We start from the raw sequence: 19,757 nt of genomic DNA on the forward strand, positions 1-19,757 counted from the left end.
TGGCGTCCCGAGGGCGCGGGGCCAAAGGCCCGCGCCGCGGGAATTCCGAATTTCAAATTTCAAATTGCCAGGGTCGTATACTGAGATGTTGCTGCCCTTCGCGATCACCAGCGCACCGCTCGACGTCGCCGGGATCTCGGCGCTGGCGCAAGTCCGCCACGCCGACCGGGCACGCGAGGCCGATGCCGAGGGCCCCGGCGCACTCATCCTGTTCGTGGGCGTGGTACGAGGCCGGCACCAGGGACAGGACGTCCGCGCCCTGACCTACGAGGCCTACGAGCCGCTGGCGGTTGCCTCGTTCGAGCGGATCGCCCGCGAGGCGGCCGACCGCATCCCGGGCGTGGAGATCTGCCTGCACCACCGGGTGGGCACGCTGGAGGTCGGCGAGCCGTCGATCGTCATCGCGGCCGTGGCGGCGCACCGGGCCGAGGCGTATGCCGCGTCGCGCTTCGCCATCGAGCGGGTGAAGCAGATCGCGCCGGTCTGGAAGCGGGAGCACCTGATGGACGGCGCCTCGTGGGTCGAGGGTGCAACGGTGCACCCCGACGACCCGGAGCCGCTGGCCGAAGCGTGGAGGCGGGCGTGGGCGTGACGGTGCGCCTGTTCGCGCGCTTGCGCGAGATAGCGGGCGCCGAGGAACTGGCCCGCCCCGCGGCGCCCACGGTGGCCGACGTGTGGCAGGCACTCGTGGCCGAGTGGCCGGCCCTCGAGCCGTACGCCGGCAGCCTGTCATGCGCCGTCAACGCGCAGTACGCGCGGATGACGACGCCGGTGAACGACGGCGACGAGATTGCGTTCCTGCCCCCTGTGAGCGGGGGGTAGTTGGGGCTGGGGGTTGGGGGCAAGCCGCAGCATGCTCTGAGCCCTGGGCCTTGAGCCGTCTGTTCCAAGCCCTGTGCCGGGAGCCCTCAGCCCTGAGCCTTGAGCCCTGAGCCTTTCTTATGTTGGACAAGCTCGCGTCCGTCGAGGCGCAATACAACTACCTGATGGGCCTGATCGCCGACCCGGCGGTGCAGGCCGACGCGCAGGCGTACCGGACGCACACCAAGACCCTGTCGGAACTGCAGGAGTTGGTGGACGCGTACCGCTCCCTCAAGTCGCTGGAGGAGCAGTTGGCGCAGGCCCGCGAACTCGCCTCCGGTGGCGATGCGGACATGGCGGCCTTGGCCAAAGAAGAACTCGCCGACCTCGAGCCCCAGCACGGCAAGCTGCTCGAGCACGTCAAGTTCCTGCTCATCCCGAAGGATCCCAACGACGCCAAGAACGTCGTCCTCGAAGTGCGGGCCGGCACGGGCGGCGAGGAGGCGGCGTTGTTTGCCGCCGAACTGTTCCGCATGTACGCGCGGTTCGCCGAGCGGCAGGGCTGGAAGTTCGAGGTGATGTCGACCAGCGAGGCCGATGCCGGCGGCATGAAGGAAGGCATCGCCACCATCGAGGGCAAGCAGGTCTACAGCCACCTCAAGTACGAGAGCGGGGTCCATCGCGTCCAGCGCGTGCCGGCGACCGAAGCGGCGGGCCGCATCCACACGTCGACGGCGACCGTGGCGGTGCTACCCGAGGCCGAGGACGTCGACGTCGTGATCCACGACAAGGACCTGCGCATCGACACGTTCTGCTCGAGCGGCCCGGGCGGACAGTCGGTGAACACGACCTACTCCGCGGTGCGCATCACGCACATCCCCACCGGCGTCGTGGTGTCGCAGCAGGACGAGAAGTCGCAGATCAAGAACAAGGCGAAGGCGATGAAGGTGCTGCGGTCGCGCCTGTACGAGATGGAGATGCGCAAGCAGCAGGACGCCATCGCCAAGGACCGCAAGAGCCAGGTGGGCACCGGCGAGCGCTCGGAGAAGATCCGGACCTACAACTTCCCCCAGAGCCGCATCACCGACCACCGCATCAACTTCACGACCCACCAGCTGTCGGCCGCCATGGACGGCGACCTCTCCGAGCTCATCGACCAGGTGACGACGTTCTACCGATCGGAGCTGCTCAAGGACGCGAGCCGGACGGAAGCGGTGGACGCCTGAGCGGCGCCACGCTCCGTGACGCGGTCGGCCGGGCGCGGCAGCGCCTGCTCGGCGTCGGCTTCGACGAGGCCCACGCCCGCATCGATGCCGAGGTCCTCGCGTTGCACCTGCTCGGCTGGGACCGCACGGCGCTCATCACCCGTCCCGACGAGGCGGTGTCGGACGCCTTCCTCGAGGCCTACGACCGCCTGATCACCCGGCGCAGCCTCAACGAACCGGTCGCCTACATCGTCGGGAGCCGCGAGTTCTACGGCCGCCCCTTCCGCGTCTCGCCGGCGGTGCTGATTCCCCGTCCCGAGACGGAACTGGCCGTCGACGCCGTCCTGGCCGCCTTGCCCGCCGATGCGTTCGTGCGGGTGGTGGACGTGGGGACCGGCAGCGGCGCCATCGCGGTGACGCTGGCCGCCGAGCGTCCGGCCTGGCACGTCGAGGCCGTGGACGTGTCGGGCGACGCCCTGCGCGTGGCGCAACGTAACGCCGAGGCGCTCGGGGTGCGCGAGCGTGTGACGTTCCTGCAGGGCGACCTGCTGGCCCCGACCATGGGCCTGTTCGACGCGATCGTGTCCAACCCGCCCTACGTCCCGCTGCGCGACGCGGCCGGGGTCCACCCCACCGTCCGCGATCACGAGCCGCACGTCGCGCTCTTCGGCGGCGACGACGGGATGGAGATTCCCCGGCGGCTCATGGCGGAGGCCGCTCCCCGCCTCAGGCCTGGTGGCCTGTTCGTGATGGAGTTCGGCTACGGCCAGGAAGACGTCGTCTGCGCGGCGGCAACCGACGCGGGCCTGCAGGTGGTGGACATCAAGCACGACCTGCAGGGCATCGCGCGCACCCTGGTCGCTTCGCGCGCAATCTGACATTTGGAATTTGAAATTGATTGGCGGCCGGCCTGGCGGCCGTGCCGCTCGAGGCTTCCCGAGGGGCGCCGGCGAAGCCGCGCCCCACGAGAATTTCGAATTTCGAATTTCAAATTGCCGTGATCAGCCCGGCGGCCACCCCAGCCGTCGGCCGGCCAGCAGGTGCAGGTGGATGTGGAACACCGTCTGGCCGGCGTCCGGATTGCAGTTGACCACCGTCCGGAAGCCGCCATCGGCGTAGCCGCGCTCGCGCGCGATCTGGGCGGCGCGGTACTGCATCTGCCCGACCAGCACCGCATCCTCCGGCGTCAGGTCGTTCAGGGTGGCGATGTGCCGCCGCGGGATGACGAGGCAGTGCAGCGGCGCCTGCGGGTTGATGTCCTCGAACGCCACGAGGTCGGCGTCCTGGTAGATCACCTTCGCCGGAATCTCGCCGGCCGAGATGCGACAGAACAGGCAGCTGGACATGGGGGGATTCTAGCCGGCAGTCGGCAGTCGGCGGTGGGCAGTCCCACTCGAGCACGCCGGCTGTCGCCCGCCGGGACTCCGCGAACCGCGTCGGAGGGTCGCGCGCAGGGCAGGACACGACTGACTGCCGACTGCCGACTGCCGGCTACAATGAACAGTTCATGGCCGACTGGAAAAACTCCGTCAACCTGCCCCGTACCGACTTCCCGATGAAGGCCAACCTGCAGGTCGCAGAACCTGCGGCGATTGCCCGCTGGGAGGCGATGGACCTGTACGGGCAGATTGCGCAGGCCCGCGCCGGGCGGCCGAAGTACGTCCTGCACGACGGCCCGCCGTACGCCAACGGACAGATCCACATCGGCCACGCCCTCAACAAGATCCTGAAGGACTTCGTCGTCAAGTCGAAGTCGATGGCCGGCTTCGACGCGCCGTACGTGCCGGGTTGGGACTGCCACGGCCTGCCGATCGAGTTGCAGGTCGACAAGGAGCTCGGCGCGAAGAAGCGCGACATGAGCCTGGCCGACATCCGACGCGCGTGCCGGGCGTATGCCGAGCGGCACGTCAAGGAGCAGTGCGCCGACTTCAGGCGCCTCGCCGTGTTCGGCGACTGGGACCACCCGTACCTGACGATGCAGTACGAGTACCAGGCGGCGATCGTCCGCGCCCTCGGCCGGTGCGTCGAGGAAGGCCTCGTCTACAAGGGCAAGAAGCCGGTCTACTGGTGCATCTCCGACCGCACGGCGCTGGCCGAGGCCGAGGTCGAGTACGAGCAGCACACGTCGCCGTCGATCTACGTCGAGTTCAAGCTCGACGCGCGTGACGCCGACGCGCTCGCCGCGCGCGTGCCGGCGCTCGCCGGTCGCGACGTGTCGGTGCTGATCTGGACGACGACCCCATGGACCATCCCGTCGAACCTCGGGATCGCGTTCCAGCCCGGCTTCGACTACGCCGCGTACGACGTCGACGGCCGCCTGGTCGTCGTGGCCGAGGCGCTGGCCGAGGCGACGTTTGCCAAGGCCGGGCGCACGCCGGGAACGCCGGTCGCGCGGATGAAGGGCGAGGTCTTCGATCGCATCCGCTTCCGGCACCCGCTGTACGACCGCGAGTCGCTCGGCGTGCTGGCCGACTACGTGACGCTCGAGCAGGGCACGGGCGCGGTGCACACGGCGCCGGGCCATGGCGCCGACGACTTCAACACCGGGCAGCGCTACGGCCTCGACACATACGCGCCGATCGGCCCCTCGGGCGAGTTCCTCGCCGACGTGGAGCTGTTCGCGGGCGTGAAGGTGTGGGACGCCAACCCGAAGGTGGTCGAGGCGCTGCGTGAACGCGGTGCGCTGTGGTTCACCGAGAAGTACGAGCACAGCTACCCGCACTGCTGGCGCTGCCACAAGCCGCTGATCTTCCTGGCGACGCCGCAGTGGTTCATCGAGATGGACCACGACGGGTACCGGGAGAAGGCGCTCGAGGCCATCAAGGGCGTCGAGTGGCTGCCGGCCTGGGGCGAGGAGCGCATCCACAACATGCTCGCCAACCGCCCCGACTGGTGCATCTCGCGCCAGCGCGCCTGGGGCGTGCCGATCCCCGCGGTCACGTGCACCACGTGCCGCGAGTCGGTGCTCACGACCGAGCTCACCGATCGCGCCGCGGCGGTGTTCCTCGAGCACGGCGCCGACGCGTGGTACGAGCGGCCCATCGAGGAGTTCCTGCCGGCTGGCTTGACGTGTGCGCACTGCGGCGGCACCGAGTTCGAGCGCGAGCGCGACATCCTCGACGTGTGGTTCGACTCGGGCACCAGCCACGAGGGCGTGCTCGCGGTGCGCCCCGAGCTGCAGTGGCCCGCCGACATGTACCTCGAGGGCAGCGACCAGTACCGCGGCTGGTTCCACAGCTCGCTGCTGGTCGCCCTCGGCACGCGCGGGCAGGCGCCCTATCGGTCAGTGATCACGCACGGCTTCGTCGTCGACGAAGAGGGCCGGAAGATGTCCAAGTCGCGGGGCAACAACGTCGTCCCGCAGCAGGTCATCGAGCAGAGCGGCGCCGAGGTGCTCCGGCTGTGGGTCGCGATGGTCGACTACACGGAGGAAGTGCGCCTCGGCAAGCAGATCCTGGCGCGCACCGTGGAGGCCTACCGCAAGATCCGCAACACGGTGCGGTACCTCGCGGCCAACATGTACGACTTCGATCCGGCCACCGACCTGGTGCCCCACGCGGAGATGCTCGAGGTCGACCGCTACGCGCTGGCGCGCTACGCCGACGCGGCGACGAAGATGCGGGCGGCGTACGAACGGTTCGACTTCCAGACGATCTTCCACGAGGTGAACCGGCTGACCGTGGTCGACCTGAGCGCCTTCTACTTCGACGTGTCCAAGGACCGGCTGTACACGTTCGGCGCCGCCTCGAAGGCGCGACGCTCGGCGCAGACGGCGATGTACCTGATGGCCGACGGCCTGGCGCGGCTGCTCGCGCCGATCCTGCCGGTGACCGCCGACGAACTGTGGCGCGTGCTGCCCCCTGTCCACCGTAGCCTTGGCGAAGGTGGAGGGTCGCGCGAGGCCTCGGTGCACGTCGCGCTGTTCCCGGAGGGCGTCGACGCCTGGCGCGACGAGGCGCTGGTGGCGCGGTACGCGACCCGCCTCGAGTTGCGCGACGTGGTGAACGCGAAGCTCGAGGAGCAGCGGCAGGCCAAGGTGATCGGCACGTCGCTCGAGGCCGCCATCACCCTGTCGGGCACCGGCCGCTTCGCGGACGCGCTCGCCGGGCTCACGCCCGACGAGGTCGCCGCCTTCTGCATCGTCAGCGAGGCCACCGTGACGACGGCGCCGGCCGGCCAGGCGCCGGATTCGTTGGTGGTGTCGGTGTCGCGCGTCGGTGGCGAGAAGTGCCAGCGGTGCTGGCGCTACGTGCCGGCCGTCAGCACGACCGCCGACACGGAAGGCCTCTGCGGCCGGTGCGCCGAGGCGCTCGGCCTGGCCGGAGTCGTGCCCGCATGAGCGACCGCACCCCGGCGGGGTCGGCGCGGGCCCAGGCAGGGCCGGCTGCCTCCGTCGGCTCCGCTCGGGGTACGCGCGCCCGGCCCGCCTGGGCGCGGCCCGAGATCTGGCTCACCGCGTTGCTCGTGGTCGCGGACCAGTTGACCAAGCTGCTGGTGCTGCAGCGCATCCCGCTGCACGCCACGGTCACGGTGATCCCCGGGGTGCTGAACCTCACGTACGTCCGCAACACCGGCGCGGCATTCGGCATGCTGAACGCGAGTGACTTCGCGTACAAGCCACTGATCGTCGCCGGGCTGGCGCTCGTCGCGTTGATTGGCATCCTCTGGTACGCGCAGAAGTTCGCAGGGGACGCCTGGCCGGCTCGCTACGGGTTCGTGCTGATCGTCGCCGGCGCCGTCGGCAACCTGATCGATCGCGTCACCCTCGGCTACGTGATCGATTTCGTCGACGTCTACGCGGGGGCATGGCATTTCTGGGCCTTCAACGTCGCCGACGCCGCCATCACGATCGGTGCCGTCCTGTTCGCCGCCGACACGCTCTTCTCGAGGCGCCATGTTCCCGAAGCTGCTTGATCTGGGGCCACTGACCGTCTACTCGTACGGCGTGCTGCTGGCAGCGGCCTACCTCGGCGGGCTGCAGCTGTCGCTGATCCGCGCCAAGGCCCGCGGGCTCGACCCGGCGCGCGTGATGGACCTCGGCATCTACATCATCGTGAGCGCGCTGGTCGGCGCCAAGCTGCTGCTGGTGCTGGTCGATGCCGACCACTTCCTGCGTGAACCGGCCGACCTGCTGTCGCTCGCGCGGTCGGGCGGCGTCTTCTATGGCGGGCTCATCCTCGCGGTGCTCGTCGGCCTGTGGTACGTGCGCAAGCACCAGTTGCCCACCTGGCGCATCGCCGATGTCATCGCCCCGGGCATCGCATTCGGCCACGTCGTCGGCAGGATGGGCTGCTTCCTCGCCGGGTGCTGTTACGGGCACGAGACCACCGTGCCATGGGCGGTCACCTTCACCAACCCGCTGGCGCTGGAGAACGTCGGTACGCCGCTCGGCGTGCCGTTGCACCCCACGCAACTGTACGAGGCAGGCGCCGAGGCCATCATCCTGGCCCTGATTCTGGGCCTCGAGAACAAGGGCCGTCCCTTCCACGGGCGGACCTTCTGGGGGTACATGCTGGTGTACGGCCTGTCGCGGTTCGTGATCGAGTTCTTCCGCGGCGACCCGCGCGGCATGGTGGTGGACGGCCTGTCCACGTCGCAGTTCATCTCGTTGCTGATCGTGCCGCTGAGCCTGGTGATGTTGTACTGGCTCTCGCGCGCGCCGGCCGACGCCAAACCCGCTGCGCCGCGCGCCCGCGCGGCCCGGGCCTGACCGCCATGCACGACGAGGAGTTCGAGGACGAGGCCGTCGAGGCGGGTGAAGGCGACCCCGTGACGCTCGTGATCGGCGAGGACGAGGCCGGCCAGCGCGCCGACCAGGCGCTCGCTGCCCTGCTCCCGGGTCTCTCCCGCTCGCAGGTGCAGCGTCTGATCAAGGACGGACAGGTGCGGATCGGCGATCGGGTGCTCGCCAAGTCCAGTGAGGTGCTGGCTGCCGGCACCACCCTCGTGGTGCAGGTGCCCGATGCCGCGCCGTCCGATGCCGTGGCGGAGGACATCCCGCTCGACATCCTGTTCGAGGACGACCACGTGATCGTGGTCAACAAACCGGCGGGCATGGTGGTCCACCCGGCCGCCGGACATGCCAGCGGCACGCTCGTGAATGCCTTGCTGCACCACGCGCAGGAACTCAGCGGCGTGGCTGGCGGCGCGCGTCCCGGCATCGTGCACCGGCTCGACAAGGGGACGTCCGGCGTCATGGTCGTCGCCAAGACCGACCAGGCGCACCAGGAGCTGGCGCGGCAGTTCCACGACCGCGAGGTCGAGAAGGAGTACGTCGCCCTGGTGTGGGGGCTGGTGCACAACGGCCGGCGCATCGAGGCGCCCATCGGCCGCGACCCCAACGATCGACAGAAGATGACGACGCGCGCCCGGCGTTCGCGCGCCGCGGTCACGCGCGTCACGTGGGCGCTCCACCTGCCCGGCGTGTCCTTGATTCGGGTGGCCATCCACACGGGCCGCACGCACCAGATCCGCGTGCACCTCAGCTCGATCGGCCACCCGGTGTGCGGCGATGCGACCTACGGCGGGATCCCTCGCCGCATCGCGCCGCACCTCAAGGCGCTGTCGTCGCTGCAGCGGCCGTTCCTGCACGCCGAGCGGTTGGTCTTCACGCACCCGACCGAGCGGCGCCGCATGGAGTTCGAGGCGCCCCTTGCCGAGGACCTCACGCTGGTGCTCGAGCAACTCGATGCCGCGGTGGCGAAGTTCGGGTACAAGACGCTGCAGAATCCATGATGACCGGGAACTGGGGACCGGGCACCGGGCACCGGGCCGCGAATGCGCGAGGCTGGTCGCGCCACGAGATCCATGACTGAACTGTCCTCTTCGCTCGAATACACCGGGCGCGTCTTCACCGTCACCAAGGATCGCGTGCGCCTGCCGCATGGCGTCGAGACCACCATGGACATCGTGCGGCACCGCGGCTCGGTGGTGTTGATCCCGATGCCCGACGAGACCTCCCTGATCCTGATCAGGCAGTATCGCCACGCGATAGGCCAGCACGTGTGGGAGCTGCCGGCCGGCAGCCTGGACCCGGACGAAGCGCCCGACGAGGCCGCCCTCAGGGAGTGTCACGAGGAGATCGGCCAGAAGGCCAGGCAGGCGGTGCGCATCGCGTCGCTGTATCCGTCGCCGGGATACACGACCGAGGTGATGCACTTCTACAAGCTGACCGGGCTCTACGTGCCCGACGAGGCAGCGGCCCAGGATGACGACGAGCACATCGAGCCGCGGGTCTTCACGCTGGATGAGTTGCGGGCGGCCGTCGCCGCTGGCGAGATCACCGACATGAAGACCGTCGCCGCGCTGCAGTGGCTGTAGGGGCTCAGGGCTCAGGACACTGCCGACTGCCGACTGCCGACTGCCGACTGCCGACTGCCGACTGCCGATAAAAGACAACGAGCCGCTGCAGATGACTGCAGCGGCTCGTCGTCTTCAGGCAGTGGTGTTCGCGATCAGCTCGCGATGTCCATGATGGCGGCGGCGGTGCCGCGGCGGGCGAAGAACTTGTCGCGCGCCTCGGCCTGCTCACGTTCCTCTTCGCAATCCTTGCAGCGGAGCGCGAAGGGCAGCGCGCGCAGGCGCGCCTCGGAGATCTCGTCCCCGCATTCGTAGCAGAAACCGTAGCTGCCCGCCTCGAGCCGTCCAATCGCCTCGTTGACGCGATTGAGGGTCTCGGTCTTCATCTGGAGGAGGGCGATCTCGATGTCCTCCTGGATGTCGGACACCGAGGCCTCTTCGGCATCCACGACCCCTTGCGCCTGGTCGGTGGGGCCGATGGCCCTGACGTCGTGGATGTGGCGGCGCAGCTCCCTGCCGAGCTCGAGCCTGCGGTGCTCGAGAATGCGGCGAAGCTCTGCGTGACGGTCTGTATTGATGGTGCGAGTGGACGTTCGGGTCGACTTCATGGCCTGTCCACGCTCCTTTCGGTTCGTCTCAAGTGCCGATTGACTAAGCACGCCTCGTGCCACGGCCATGTCGGCCGCAAATGCTACGTCGCGTCGGTAGGGGAGGAGACGACTCTCGACGAGACCCCTCCAGGCCCCGCCCCCGCCGCAAGCGATTGATACAAGGCGATTTGCCTCCGCACATCGACGACAGGGCCGGAGCGCGGTCTCGGCAGTACAGCGAGTTAGACGCCCCGGCGTCCGAGATGGTTCTGCGCTGAACGACAGGCCGCAGCCCTGCCCCACCCGGCCCTGGGGCGGGTGGCCCGGTGGCGCATCCCGACGTCTGCGTGGCCTTACTGCACGCTGGCGCGTCGACGGCGCGGCAGGACCACCCCTCGTTCGACGAGCAGCCGCTCGGTCACGCGGTCGCGTGACCGCGACCAGAGTTCGAGGGCGCGGACGAGCCCGGCGGGGGTCTGCATCTCGGCGCGCCTGCCGACTTCGCCGAGGGCATCGGCGTACTGGCTGAACCGTTCGGCCAGATCCCGGAAGATGGGGCCGAGCACGACCGACTCCCGTCCCAGCGCGCCGTAGGCAAACCCGCCCACCTGTCGATAGTAGGTGGGGGGCAGGGCCCGGTCCGACGCATGCGGGGCGAAGTAGCCGCCAAGCAGCAGGGCCGCGTCGGCCACGTCGCGAAGGGCGCGCCCCGGGGCCGGACACCGCTCGTCCATGGCGTCGGCGAGCCGCAGCGCAAGGGGGCGGCCATCGAGCAGGGCAACGGCTCGACTGGACGAGTCGTGACGCAGGGTGTCGACGAGGAGTTGGACGACGTAGTGGGCGGTGTCGCCGCTGGCCGGCACCTGCTGCTGGGCGAGGGCGCCCTCCACCTGATCCTTGAAGTACTCCACGAGCGATGCGCGTGCAATCACCGACATGGCGCAGACCCTCCCGGCTGGCGGGCCTGCGAGCTGGCGCCCGCCGATGGATGTGTTGCGCGACATTCTGCAGCAAAGACCGTACCCGTCAACCCCGGCTGGCACACGCGGGCGACGACTGCCAGCCCCCGGCAGGGGCACGCCGAAAACGCTGCCGACATGGCGATCGCGGGGTACGGCGCGTCTGCTGTGGCCACGGCGCCTCTGTCGGGAGTCCGGCCGCCGTTGACGAGGCAGCCCCACTGTGGAAGGCTCGGGGCCATGGCGGCATGTCCCTCCTGTGGGCGCGGCAAGGCAAAGCGAGGATGTCCGGCCCTGGGGCACTCCATCTGTCCCACGTGCTGCGGGTCGAAGCGCCTCGTGGAGATCGCCTGCCCGCCCGACTGCGGCTGGCTGCGGTCGTCCAACGCCCATCCCCACGCGGCGCGAATCCGCCAGCAGGAATCGGACGCCGGGATGGTGGTGCCGCTCCTGCGCGGGCTGGACGACAGCGGCTACGAGGTACTGATGGCCTGTCTGTCGGCCGTCGTCGCGCACCGGAAGGGTGCCGAGCCGCCACCGCTCGACAGCGACCTGCAGGAAGCGGCAGCCGCACTGGCGGCGACCGCCGAGACCGCCCAGAGGGGCGTGCTGTACGAGCACCAGCCCGAAGGGCCGGTGGCGGCGCGCCTGGCGCGGGCGATGTCGGCGCCGCTGGCCGAGGCCGCCGCGGCCGGCGTGAAGCGGCTCGACGTGGCGACGGCGCTGGCGATGCGGCGGGTGGAGGCAGAAGTGAAGCAGTTCCGTCGGCAGGGCGAACCCGCGCCGGACGCGTACCTGGACTTCCTCGGCCGTGTGCTGAAGCCGCGCCTTGCCGACGCGCAGACCGGCGCCCCGCTCTCCCCTTCCGCCGATCCGGTCCTGGCGCCCCTCGAGGGACTGACCGGTCCCGACGACGGACCGCGGATCATCGTGCCCTGATCGGTCGGCCATCGGCCTGCGGCCGTCGCCTGTCGGTTCGCCGCAGTTTCGAAGGCGGAGGGCCGCATGACGAAGGCCCGCCGTCTCGTCGAGGCTGTGGTACACTCGGTGGTTCGCGCGCCCGGCGGCCCCTCATGCGAGGGGTCCTGGTCACTCCAGCCCGAGGCGGCGCGTCAGCACTGAGTCATGGCAAATCGTTGCGAAGTCTGCGGCAAGGGTCCCACGTTCGGCAACAACATCAGCCACGCGCACAACGTCACGTCGCGCCGGTTCAACGCGAACCTGCAGACGGTGCGGGCGCTGGTGAACGGGGCGGCGAAGCGGCTGAAGGTGTGCACGCGCTGCATCCGTTCGGGCAAGGTGACCAAGGCCGCCTAGACATGGCCACGCGCGCGTCGGTCTCCTCGCCGGACGCCCCGCAGGCCATCGGTCCGTACTCCCAGGCCATCAGGGCCGGCCAGTTCCTGTTCCTGTCGGGACAGATCCCTCTCGATCCGTCGTCGGGCGAGGTGGTGGCGGGCGACGTGCGCGCGCAGACGCGCCGCGTCCTCGACAACATCGCCGGCGTGCTGTCGGCAGCGGGCGTGTCCATGGACGCCGTGGTCAAGACCACGGTCTTCCTGGTCGACATGGCCGACTTCGCGGCGATGAACGAGGTCTACGCGACCGCGTTCGAGTCGCCGGCGCCGGCCCGCTCCACCGTGCAGGTCTCGCGCCTCCCGCGTGACGTGCGCGTGGAGATCGAAGTGGTCGCCCTGCTCCCGTAATTTGAAATTGGAAATTTGAAATTCTCGCGGGCGCGGCTTCGCCGCAGCCCTTCGGGATGCTTCGAGCGGCAAGGCCGAGGCCGGCCGCCGATCAATTTCAAATCTCAAATTCCCAATTACGAGGCTCTCTCCTCGGTCCGCCCCCCGCCCGTCCTGTCGACGGCGAGCACTCCCGGAATGCCCTTCACGGCGCGAATCACCTTGTCGAGGTGCTTCACGTCCTGGATCTCGACGGTCATGTCGATGAAGCCCTGCTCCTGCGCGGTGGTGGCCTCCATCGTCCGGATGTTGGTGTTGATGGCCGACACCTGGCTGCTGATCGCGGCCAGCATGCCCTTGCGATCCTCCACCTGGATGCCGAGCCGCACCGTGTAGGGCGCGCTCGGGTCGTCGCCGGTGTCCCACTCGACGTCGATGCGGCGCTCCGGGTCGTACATCAGGTTGGTCACGTTGCGGCACGACGCCGAGTGCACCGACACGCCCTTGCCGCGGGTGATGTAGCCGACGATCTTCTCGCCCTTGATCGGGTTGCAGCACTTGGCGCGGAAGACCAGCAGGTCGTCGGCGCCGCGCACGCGGATCTTGTCCTCGCCGGCCCGCGGACGCAGGACCTTCTTGACGGTGGCGAGCAGGCCGGTCTCGGGCGGCTTCTCCTGCAGGTCCTCGAGCGGGACCAGCTTGGACAGGAGGAGCCGGGCGGTCAGCTTGCCCCATCCGACGGCGGCCAGCAGATCGTCCACCTTCTGCATCCCCGAGTCGCTGGACACGCGCTGCCAGGCGTCGTTGGGGATGTTCTTCGGGTTGATGTCGTAGCGCCGGGCTTCCTTCTCGAACAGCTTCTTGCCGAGCTCGACCGACCGCGTCTTCTCCTCGAGCTGGATGAAGTGCCGGATCTTGTTCTTGGCGCGCGAAGTCTTGACGAAGGTCAGCCAGTCTCGGCTCGGCTTGTGGCCGCCCTGCGTGAGGATCTCGACGATGTCGCCGTTCTTGAGGAGGTGGCGGAGCGGCACCATCTTGCCGTTCACGCGGCCGCCGACGCACTGGTGCCCGACGTCGGTGTGCACGGCGTAGGCGAAGTCGACGATCGTCGCCTCGCGTGGCAGCTCCTTCAGCTCCCCGCCGGGCGTGAAGCAGTAGATCTCCTCCGGATAGAGCTCGATCTTCAGGCTGGTGATGAACTCGTGCGGATCGCGCACGTCCTGCTGCCACTCGAGGAGCTGGCGCAGCCACTTGAAGTACTGCTCGTCGCGCTGGGCGCCGACGCGGCCCTCCTTGTACTTCCAGTGGGCGGCGATGCCCTCCTCGGCGACGCGGTGCATCTCCTCGGTGCGAATCTGGATCTCGAACGGCAGGCCGCGATCGCTGATCACCGACGTGTGCAGCGACTGGTAGCCGTTGGGCCGGGGCATCGCGATGAAGTCCTTGATGCGCTCGGGCACGGGCTGCCAGGTCTGGTGGACGATCCCGAGCACCGCGTAGCAGTCCTTGACGCTGGTGACGACGACGCGGAGGGCCACCAGGTCGTACACCTGGTCCAGATCGATGCGTTGGCGGCGCAGCTTCAGGTAGATGCTGTAGAGGCGCTTGATGCGGCCGTCGATGGACACGACCGGCACCTGGGCCTCGGTGAGCTTGGCCTGAATCGTGCTCCGCAGTTCCTCGATCAGGCCCTGCGTGGTGCGCCGGCGCTGTTCGACCTTGTCGCGCAGCTCCTCGTACGCCCGCGGCTCGAGGGCCTTGAACGAGAGCTCCTCGAGCTCGTTCTTGACCTTGCTCATGCCGAGCCGGTTGGCGATCGGGGCGTAGATGTCCAGGGTCTCCCTGGCGATGCGCTCGCGCTTCTCGTCTGGGACGTGGCCGAGGGTCCGCATGTTGTGGAGGCGGTCGGCCAGCTTGACCAGGATGACGCGGATGTCGTCGACCATGGCCAGGAACATCCGGCGGAAGTTCTCGGCCTGCTGGGCCTCCTTGGAGGAGAAGGGGATGCTGGAGAGCTTGGTGACCCCCTCGACGACGTGAGCGACCTCGGGGCCGAACAGCTCGGCGACCCGCTCGATCGACGTGAGGGTGTCCTCGACGACGTCGTGGAGCAGGCCGGCGGCCACGGCCACCGCATCGAGGCGCATGTCGGCCAGCAGGTTGGCCACCTCGAGGGGGTGCACGAGGTACGGTTCGCCGGAGTGGCGGACCTGCCCCTTGTGCTCCCGGGCGGAGAACACGTACGCCCGCCGGAGCAGCTCGAGGTCGGCGTCGGGGCTGTAGCGGCGGACCTTGTCGACCAGGTCCTCGAACCGAATCATGGGGGGCGGTGTCTAACGACCGTTACGTGGCTGTCGCTCGGGTGAATCATAGCCCACGCTCCGCCTTGACCGTTGCAGAGGCGGTCTTTATACTCGCCATGATTTTTCCGCCTGGAATCGACCCTGGCCGGGTGTACTCGCGGCCGATTCCCGTCCTCATGCTTGACGCACAGGGCTGACCGGGGTTCCGGGTCCGCGAGAGCCCGCTCGTGAGCGGGCGCAAGGAGTAGATGCAATGTCGACGCGGTTGACCATTGTCCGGCTCGTGGCCATTGCAGGTCTCAGCGTGTCGCTGACGGCCTGCGGCAAGGTGGCGGCCCAGATGTCGTTCAAGGACGGCATCAACGCCTACCAGCAACAGAACTATCGCGAGGCCATCGCGGAGTTCTCTCAGGCGGTCGAGTACGACTTCGAGTACCGGCCGTACGCCTATTTCTACCTGGCCAACGCCCACGACAACGCGTACAAGTTCTCCCGCAAGGGTCAGCCCGAGAACGACGCGCACCTGACCGAGGCCGAGAAGTACTACAAGCAGGCGTTCGAGGCGATCGACCCCAGCTCGCGCGAGGGCCAGGGCGCGATCTTCAAGAAGCGCGCGCTCGAATACCTCGTCGGGCTGTACGGCCCGGAAAAGCTGAACAAGCCGGATCAGGCCGAGGAAGTCGGCAAGCAGATCGTGGCGCTCGACCCGAAGGACGTGAACAACTACTTCGGCCTCGCCAAGCTGTACGAGGACGCCGGGCGCACCGAGGAGGCCGAGCAGATGCTGACGCGCGCCAAGGAAGTGGCGCCGCAGAACGTCGACGTGCAGCTGCAGCTGGCCGGCTTCTACAACCGTCAGGGCAATTTCGACAAGACCATGGAAGCGTTCCAGACCCGCATCCAGCTCGAGCCGAACAACCCCGAGGCCTACCACACGGTGGCGGGCTACTTCGAGGAAAAGGTCCGCAAGGACTACACCCTGAGCCCGGCGACCAAGGCCGACTACATCAAGCGCGGCCTCGAGGCCTCCAACAAGTCGATCGAGATCAAGGACGACTACGTGGACGCCATGGTCATGAAGAACCTGCTGCTCCGCCAGCAGGCGCTGATCGAGAAGGCGCCGGCCCGGCAGCAGGAGCTGCTCAAGGAAGCCAACGCGCTGCGTGACAAGGCGATCGCCACCCGCAACCGCCTGCAGGGCGAGGCCGACGCCGCCGAGGCGGCCGCCAAGGCCAAGGCGGCCAAGAAGTCAGAGTAGCCGGGTCCGCGACCCAGGACACCCGACGGGGGGTGGCGCCACGCGCGTCACCTCCCGTTTTTTGTTCGCCCCACCCCCTCTCCGTCCTCCCGCGGCGCCTGCGGACCCCTTCCGCGCGCCCTCGGCGCCTCATCTGTTTACGCCGGCGTAACATCGCGCTGGTAGCCTGTCGGGCGGTCTAGTTTCCGCCCGTTCATCGGGGCGTGTCGACGTACCGGCCAGCCCAGGGCCGGGAGTTCCTTCCGCAGGTCAGTCCGCCACCGCCCAGGGTCCGGCGGACACGTAGGAGAGATTCATGGTGAGTGCGTTTCAGCGAATGCGCGGCATGCGCAACTCGTGGTGGCGGGGGTCCGTGCTGGCTGTGGCGACCGTGCTGGCACTGGTCGGCGCCGCGCGCGAGGCAACCGCGCAGGGCGTGACGACGGGGTCGTTGGGGGGAGTGGTCACCAATGCGTCGGGTGCGCCAGTGGCTGGCGCGAGCGTGATCGCCATCCACACGCCTTCGGGCACCAACTACGAGACCACGACGCGCGAGGACGGCCGGTACTTCCTGCCGAACATGCGCGTCGGCGGTCCGTACGTGGTCACGGTGACCTACGTGGGCGGCGGCAACGCGTTCGAGCCGTACACGAACGAGAACGTCACCGTGAACCTCGGCGTGACCACCGACGTGAACATCGAGGTCAAGGCGATCGCCGTCGAAGAGTCGGTCACGGTGACCGCGTCGACCGACACGGTGTTCAGCACGCAGCGCACCGGCGCGGCCACCACGGTCAGCCGCGACATGATCCAGACGCTGCCCAACGTCAGCAACCGCCTCGAGAACTTCACGCGCCTCACGCCACAGGCCAGCGGCACGTCGTTCGTCGGGCAGGACAACCGCCTGAACAACATCACGGTCGACGGCTCCTATTTCAACAACTCGTTCGGCCTCGGCGGCGCGCCGGGCGACCGCACGGGCGTGGCGCCGATCTCGCCGCAGGCGGTCGAGCAGATCCAGGTGAACGTGGCGCCGTTCGACGTGCGCCAGGGCAACTTCGTCGGCGCCGGCGTCAACACCGTCACGCGCAGCGGCGGCAACCAGTTCCATGGCTCGCTGTACCGCCAGTTCCGTGACGACAGCATGGTCGGCACCCAGGCCGGCAACAACGTCGTCAACGTCGGCACGTTCGAGTTCGCCAACACCGGCGGCTGGGTGTCGGGCCCGATCTGGAAGAACAAGGCGTTCTTCTTCTTCAACGTCGAGGACGAGTCGCTGACGCAGCCCGGGACGACCTGGCGCGCCAACAACGGCGGCGAGGCAGCCGGCGGCGGCATCACGCGCGTGCTCAAGTCCGACCTCGACAACCTGAGCGCGTTCCTCGGCAACAACTTCGGCTACCAGACCGGCGGCTACGAGGGCTACGACTTCGAGACGCCGGCCCGTCGCTACCTGATCAAGGGCGACTACAACGCCAACGCCAGCAACAAGATCACGTTCCGCTACACGCACCTCGACTCGATCACCGACGTGCTCGCCTCCAACTCGGCGTCGCTCGGCTTCGGCAACCGCCAGAACCGCCAGGACGCGCTGAACTTCGCCAACTCCAACTACCAGATCAAGGAGAACATCCGGTCCGGCGTCGGTGAGTGGAACGCGACCTTCGGCAACACGATGGCCAACTCGTTGATCGTCGGCTACACCTACCAGGACGAGAGCCGATCGGTGCGCGGCGACGGCAAGCTGTTCCCGTTCGTCGACATCCTCGACGCCGGCACGACGTACACGTCGTTCGGCTTCGAGCCGTTCACGCCCAACAACGAGCTGCGCTACAAGACGTTCCAGGTGCAGGACAGCTTCACCAAGTTCGCGCGCAACCACACGCTGACCTTCGGTGGCACCGCCGAGCGCTACGAGTCGGAGAACGTGTTCTTCCCCGGCTCGCAGAGCGTCTACTCCTACAACTCGCTCGCCGACTTCTACCTCGATGCGCGCGACTACCTCGCCAACCCGAACCGCACGACGTCGCCGGTCAACCTGCGCCGCTTCCAGGTCCGCTGGAGCAACATCCCCGGCCAGACCAAGCCGGTGCAGCCGCTCGAGGTGTGGTACACGGGCGCCTACGCACAGGACGAGTGGGCGGTGCGCGACAACGTGAAGATCACCGCCGGCATCCGCCTCGACGTGCCGCGGTTCGGCGACACGGGCTACCAGAACGCCAACGCCGATGCGCTCGTCTTCCGCGACGAGAACGGGCAGCCGGTGCAGTACCAGACGGCCAAGCTGCCGGATCCGAAGATCCTGTGGTCGCCGCGCGTCGGCTTCAACTGGGGCGTCGACAAGAACCGCAACACGCAGGTCCGCGGCGGCACGGGCATCTTCACCGGACGCCCCGCCTACGTGTGGATCTCGAACCAGATCGGCAACACTGGCGTGCTGACGGGCTTCGAGGAACTCAACAACGTCACCAACCGGCCGTTCAACCCCAATCCCGACGCGTACAAGCCGACCAACGTGACCGGCGCGCCGGCCGGCAGCTACGAACTCGCGCTGACCGACCCCGACTTCAAGTTCCCGCAGCTCTGGCGCACCAACGTCGCCGTCGACCAGCGCCTGTGGTGGGGGATGATCGGCACGGTCGAGTACATCTACAACAGCGACGTCAACGGCATCTACTACATCAACGCCAACCTGCCTGCCGCGCAGGCCGCCTTCACCGGCGCCGATGCACGCCCGCGCTGGACCAGCAACCGCATCTACTCCAACGTGTCCAACGCGGTCGTCCTGAAGAACCAGAACGTCGGCGACTCCTGGAACTTCGCGACGACGCTCGCCAAGAACTTCACGGGTGGCTTCCTCAAGGGCGCCTACGCCTACGGCGAGGCGAAGAACACCGTGGACCCGGGCTCCATCGCCTTCGGGTCGTGGAACGGCAACGCGCACGCGGGTGACCCGAACAACCCGGGCCTCGGCTACGCGGCCGGCTCGCCGGGCCACCGCTTCTTCCTGACCGGCTCGTGGACGAAGGAGTGGTTCAAGTTCGGCGGCACGACGTTCTCGGCATTCTGGGAGTCGCGCACCAACGGCGCCACCACCTACACGTTCGCCGGCGACCTCAACGGCGATGGCGGCGTCAGCAACGACCTGATCTACGTGCCGCGCGACGTCTCGGAGATGAACTTCCAGCCCTACACCGCCGGCGGCGTCCTGTTCACGGCAGCGCAGCAGGCGGCGGCCTGGGACGCCTACATCTCGCAGGACGAGTACCTCAACGGCCGGCGTGGCGAGTACGCCGAGCGTGGCGCGGTGTTCCTGCCGCTGGTCCACCGCCTCGACTTCAGCGTGCAGCAGGACTTCTTCGTCAACATCAAGGGCCGTCGCCACGGCTTCCAGGTGCGCGCCGACATCCTGAACTTCGGCAACCTCCTGAACGAGGACTGGGGCGTCGGGCAGCGCCTGATCAACACGCAGCCGCTCATCGTGCCGACCGCCGCGCAGGGCGGCGCGGTCGACGCGCAGGGCCGGGCGCAGTACCGCCTCCGCGCGATCAACAACGAGCTGATGACGCGCACGCTCGAACCGACCGCCAACCTGAGCGATACGTACCGGTTCCAGATCATGCTGATGTACCGCTTCTGAGCTCGCGCAGCCTCGCAGCAACCAAGGGCCGTCGCTCC

Annotated in this window: 18 protein-coding genes; 14 read left to right on the plus strand and 4 right to left on the minus strand. The window is 68.5% G+C overall.

Going from position 1 to position 19,757, the window contains the following annotated elements; all coding sequences use genetic code 11:
- Positions 1–85 precede the first annotated feature (85 nt).
- The 4 genes from TBR22_RS23835 to prmC all read left to right on the plus strand — a co-directional run bounded on the left by TBR22_RS23835 (position 86) and on the right by prmC (position 2,884).
- Entirely contained in the window at positions 86–592 is a 507-nt protein-coding gene (locus TBR22_RS23835) for a molybdenum cofactor biosynthesis protein MoaE (RefSeq protein WP_239490338.1), read from the plus strand.
- Positions 589–822, plus strand: coding sequence for a MoaD/ThiS family protein (locus tag TBR22_RS23840; RefSeq protein ID WP_239490339.1), 234 nt, complete (start codon positions 589–591; stop codon positions 820–822). Before TBR22_RS23835 ends, TBR22_RS23840 begins: the two co-directional genes overlap by 4 nt.
- A gap of 119 nt (positions 823–941) precedes the next feature.
- The gene (prfA, locus tag TBR22_RS23845) at positions 942–2,027 is read left to right on the plus strand and encodes a peptide chain release factor 1 (RefSeq protein ID WP_239490340.1); all 1,086 of its coding nucleotides are present in this window, start codon (positions 942–944) and stop codon (positions 2,025–2,027) included.
- A complete protein-coding gene (gene prmC / locus TBR22_RS23850) occupies positions 2,024–2,884 on the plus strand; it encodes a peptide chain release factor N(5)-glutamine methyltransferase (protein ID WP_255665389.1) in 861 nt (286 codons plus the stop codon). The genes prfA and prmC overlap by 4 nt, the downstream gene beginning before the upstream one ends.
- Positions 2,885–3,007: 123 nt before the next feature.
- On the opposite strand, the gene TBR22_RS23855 is transcribed toward prmC, so the two are convergent.
- Positions 3,008–3,352, minus strand: coding sequence for a histidine triad nucleotide-binding protein (locus TBR22_RS23855; protein WP_239490341.1), 345 nt, complete (start codon positions 3,350–3,352; stop codon positions 3,008–3,010).
- Between the two features lie 161 nt (positions 3,353–3,513).
- Here TBR22_RS23855 and ileS point away from each other — a divergent pair, with 161 nt between their 5' ends.
- From ileS to TBR22_RS23880, 5 genes are all read left to right on the plus strand, one after another.
- Positions 3,514–6,345, plus strand: coding sequence for an isoleucine--tRNA ligase (gene ileS / locus TBR22_RS23860; RefSeq protein ID WP_239490342.1), 2,832 nt, complete (start codon positions 3,514–3,516; stop codon positions 6,343–6,345).
- Positions 6,342–6,920, plus strand: coding sequence for a signal peptidase II (gene lspA, locus TBR22_RS23865; protein ID WP_239490343.1), 579 nt, complete (start codon positions 6,342–6,344; stop codon positions 6,918–6,920). Before ileS ends, lspA begins: the two co-directional genes overlap by 4 nt.
- Positions 6,901–7,716: a prolipoprotein diacylglyceryl transferase gene (lgt, locus tag TBR22_RS23870; RefSeq protein WP_239490344.1), complete on the plus strand. Its 816-nt coding sequence runs from the start codon at positions 6,901–6,903 to the stop codon at positions 7,714–7,716. The genes lspA and lgt overlap by 20 nt, the downstream gene beginning before the upstream one ends.
- Before the next feature lie 5 nt (positions 7,717–7,721).
- A complete protein-coding gene (locus TBR22_RS23875) occupies positions 7,722–8,741 on the plus strand; it encodes an RluA family pseudouridine synthase (protein WP_239490345.1) in 1,020 nt (339 codons plus the stop codon).
- Positions 8,742–8,813: 72 nt separating this feature from the next.
- Positions 8,814–9,326, plus strand: a complete 513-nt coding sequence (locus TBR22_RS23880) for an NUDIX hydrolase (RefSeq protein ID WP_239490346.1) — start codon at positions 8,814–8,816, stop codon at positions 9,324–9,326.
- Between the two features lie 134 nt (positions 9,327–9,460).
- Here the strand turns inward: TBR22_RS23880 and TBR22_RS23885 are convergent, their stop codons facing one another.
- Together TBR22_RS23885 and TBR22_RS23890 are read right to left on the minus strand one after the other, a co-directional pair.
- Positions 9,461–9,982 carry a TraR/DksA C4-type zinc finger protein gene (locus tag TBR22_RS23885; RefSeq protein WP_239490347.1) on the minus strand — a complete coding sequence of 174 codons (522 nt, stop codon included), beginning with the start codon at positions 9,980–9,982 and terminating at the stop codon, positions 9,461–9,463.
- Positions 9,983–10,248: 266 nt separating this feature from the next.
- The gene (locus tag TBR22_RS23890) at positions 10,249–10,833 is read right to left on the minus strand and encodes a hypothetical protein (RefSeq protein WP_239490348.1); all 585 of its coding nucleotides are present in this window, start codon (positions 10,831–10,833) and stop codon (positions 10,249–10,251) included.
- A gap of 360 nt (positions 10,834–11,193) precedes the next feature.
- Between TBR22_RS23890 and TBR22_RS23895 the strand changes: the two genes are divergently transcribed.
- The 3 genes from TBR22_RS23895 to TBR22_RS23905 all read left to right on the plus strand — a co-directional run bounded on the left by TBR22_RS23895 (position 11,194) and on the right by TBR22_RS23905 (position 12,560).
- Positions 11,194–11,793, plus strand: coding sequence for a hypothetical protein (locus tag TBR22_RS23895; protein ID WP_239490349.1), 600 nt, complete (start codon positions 11,194–11,196; stop codon positions 11,791–11,793).
- A gap of 186 nt (positions 11,794–11,979) precedes the next feature.
- Positions 11,980–12,171, plus strand: a complete 192-nt coding sequence (gene rpmB, locus TBR22_RS23900) for a 50S ribosomal protein L28 (protein WP_239490350.1) — start codon at positions 11,980–11,982, stop codon at positions 12,169–12,171.
- Between the two features lie 2 nt (positions 12,172–12,173).
- Complete coding sequence (locus tag TBR22_RS23905; RefSeq protein WP_239490351.1) at positions 12,174–12,560, plus strand: RidA family protein; 387 nt, start codon at positions 12,174–12,176, stop codon at positions 12,558–12,560.
- Between the two features lie 116 nt (positions 12,561–12,676).
- Here TBR22_RS23905 and TBR22_RS23910 read toward each other — a convergent pair whose 3' ends face one another.
- Positions 12,677–14,860 (minus strand): bifunctional (p)ppGpp synthetase/guanosine-3',5'-bis(diphosphate) 3'-pyrophosphohydrolase, encoded by a 2,184-nt coding sequence (locus tag TBR22_RS23910; protein ID WP_239490352.1) that lies wholly within the window; start codon positions 14,858–14,860, stop codon positions 12,677–12,679.
- Positions 14,861–15,095: 235 nt separating this feature from the next.
- On the opposite strand from TBR22_RS23910, the gene TBR22_RS23915 reads away from it, so the two are divergent.
- Positions 15,096–16,100, plus strand: coding sequence for a lipopolysaccharide assembly protein LapB (locus TBR22_RS23915; RefSeq protein ID WP_239490353.1), 1,005 nt, complete (start codon positions 15,096–15,098; stop codon positions 16,098–16,100).
- Between the two features lie 295 nt (positions 16,101–16,395).
- Positions 16,396–19,719 carry a TonB-dependent receptor gene (locus TBR22_RS23920; protein WP_239490354.1) on the plus strand — a complete coding sequence of 1,108 codons (3,324 nt, stop codon included), beginning with the start codon at positions 16,396–16,398 and terminating at the stop codon, positions 19,717–19,719.
- Positions 19,720–19,757 lie beyond the last annotated feature (38 nt).

The organism is Luteitalea sp. TBR-22 (assembly GCF_016865485.1).
Classification (GTDB): Bacteria; Acidobacteriota; Vicinamibacteria; order Vicinamibacterales; family Vicinamibacteraceae; genus Luteitalea.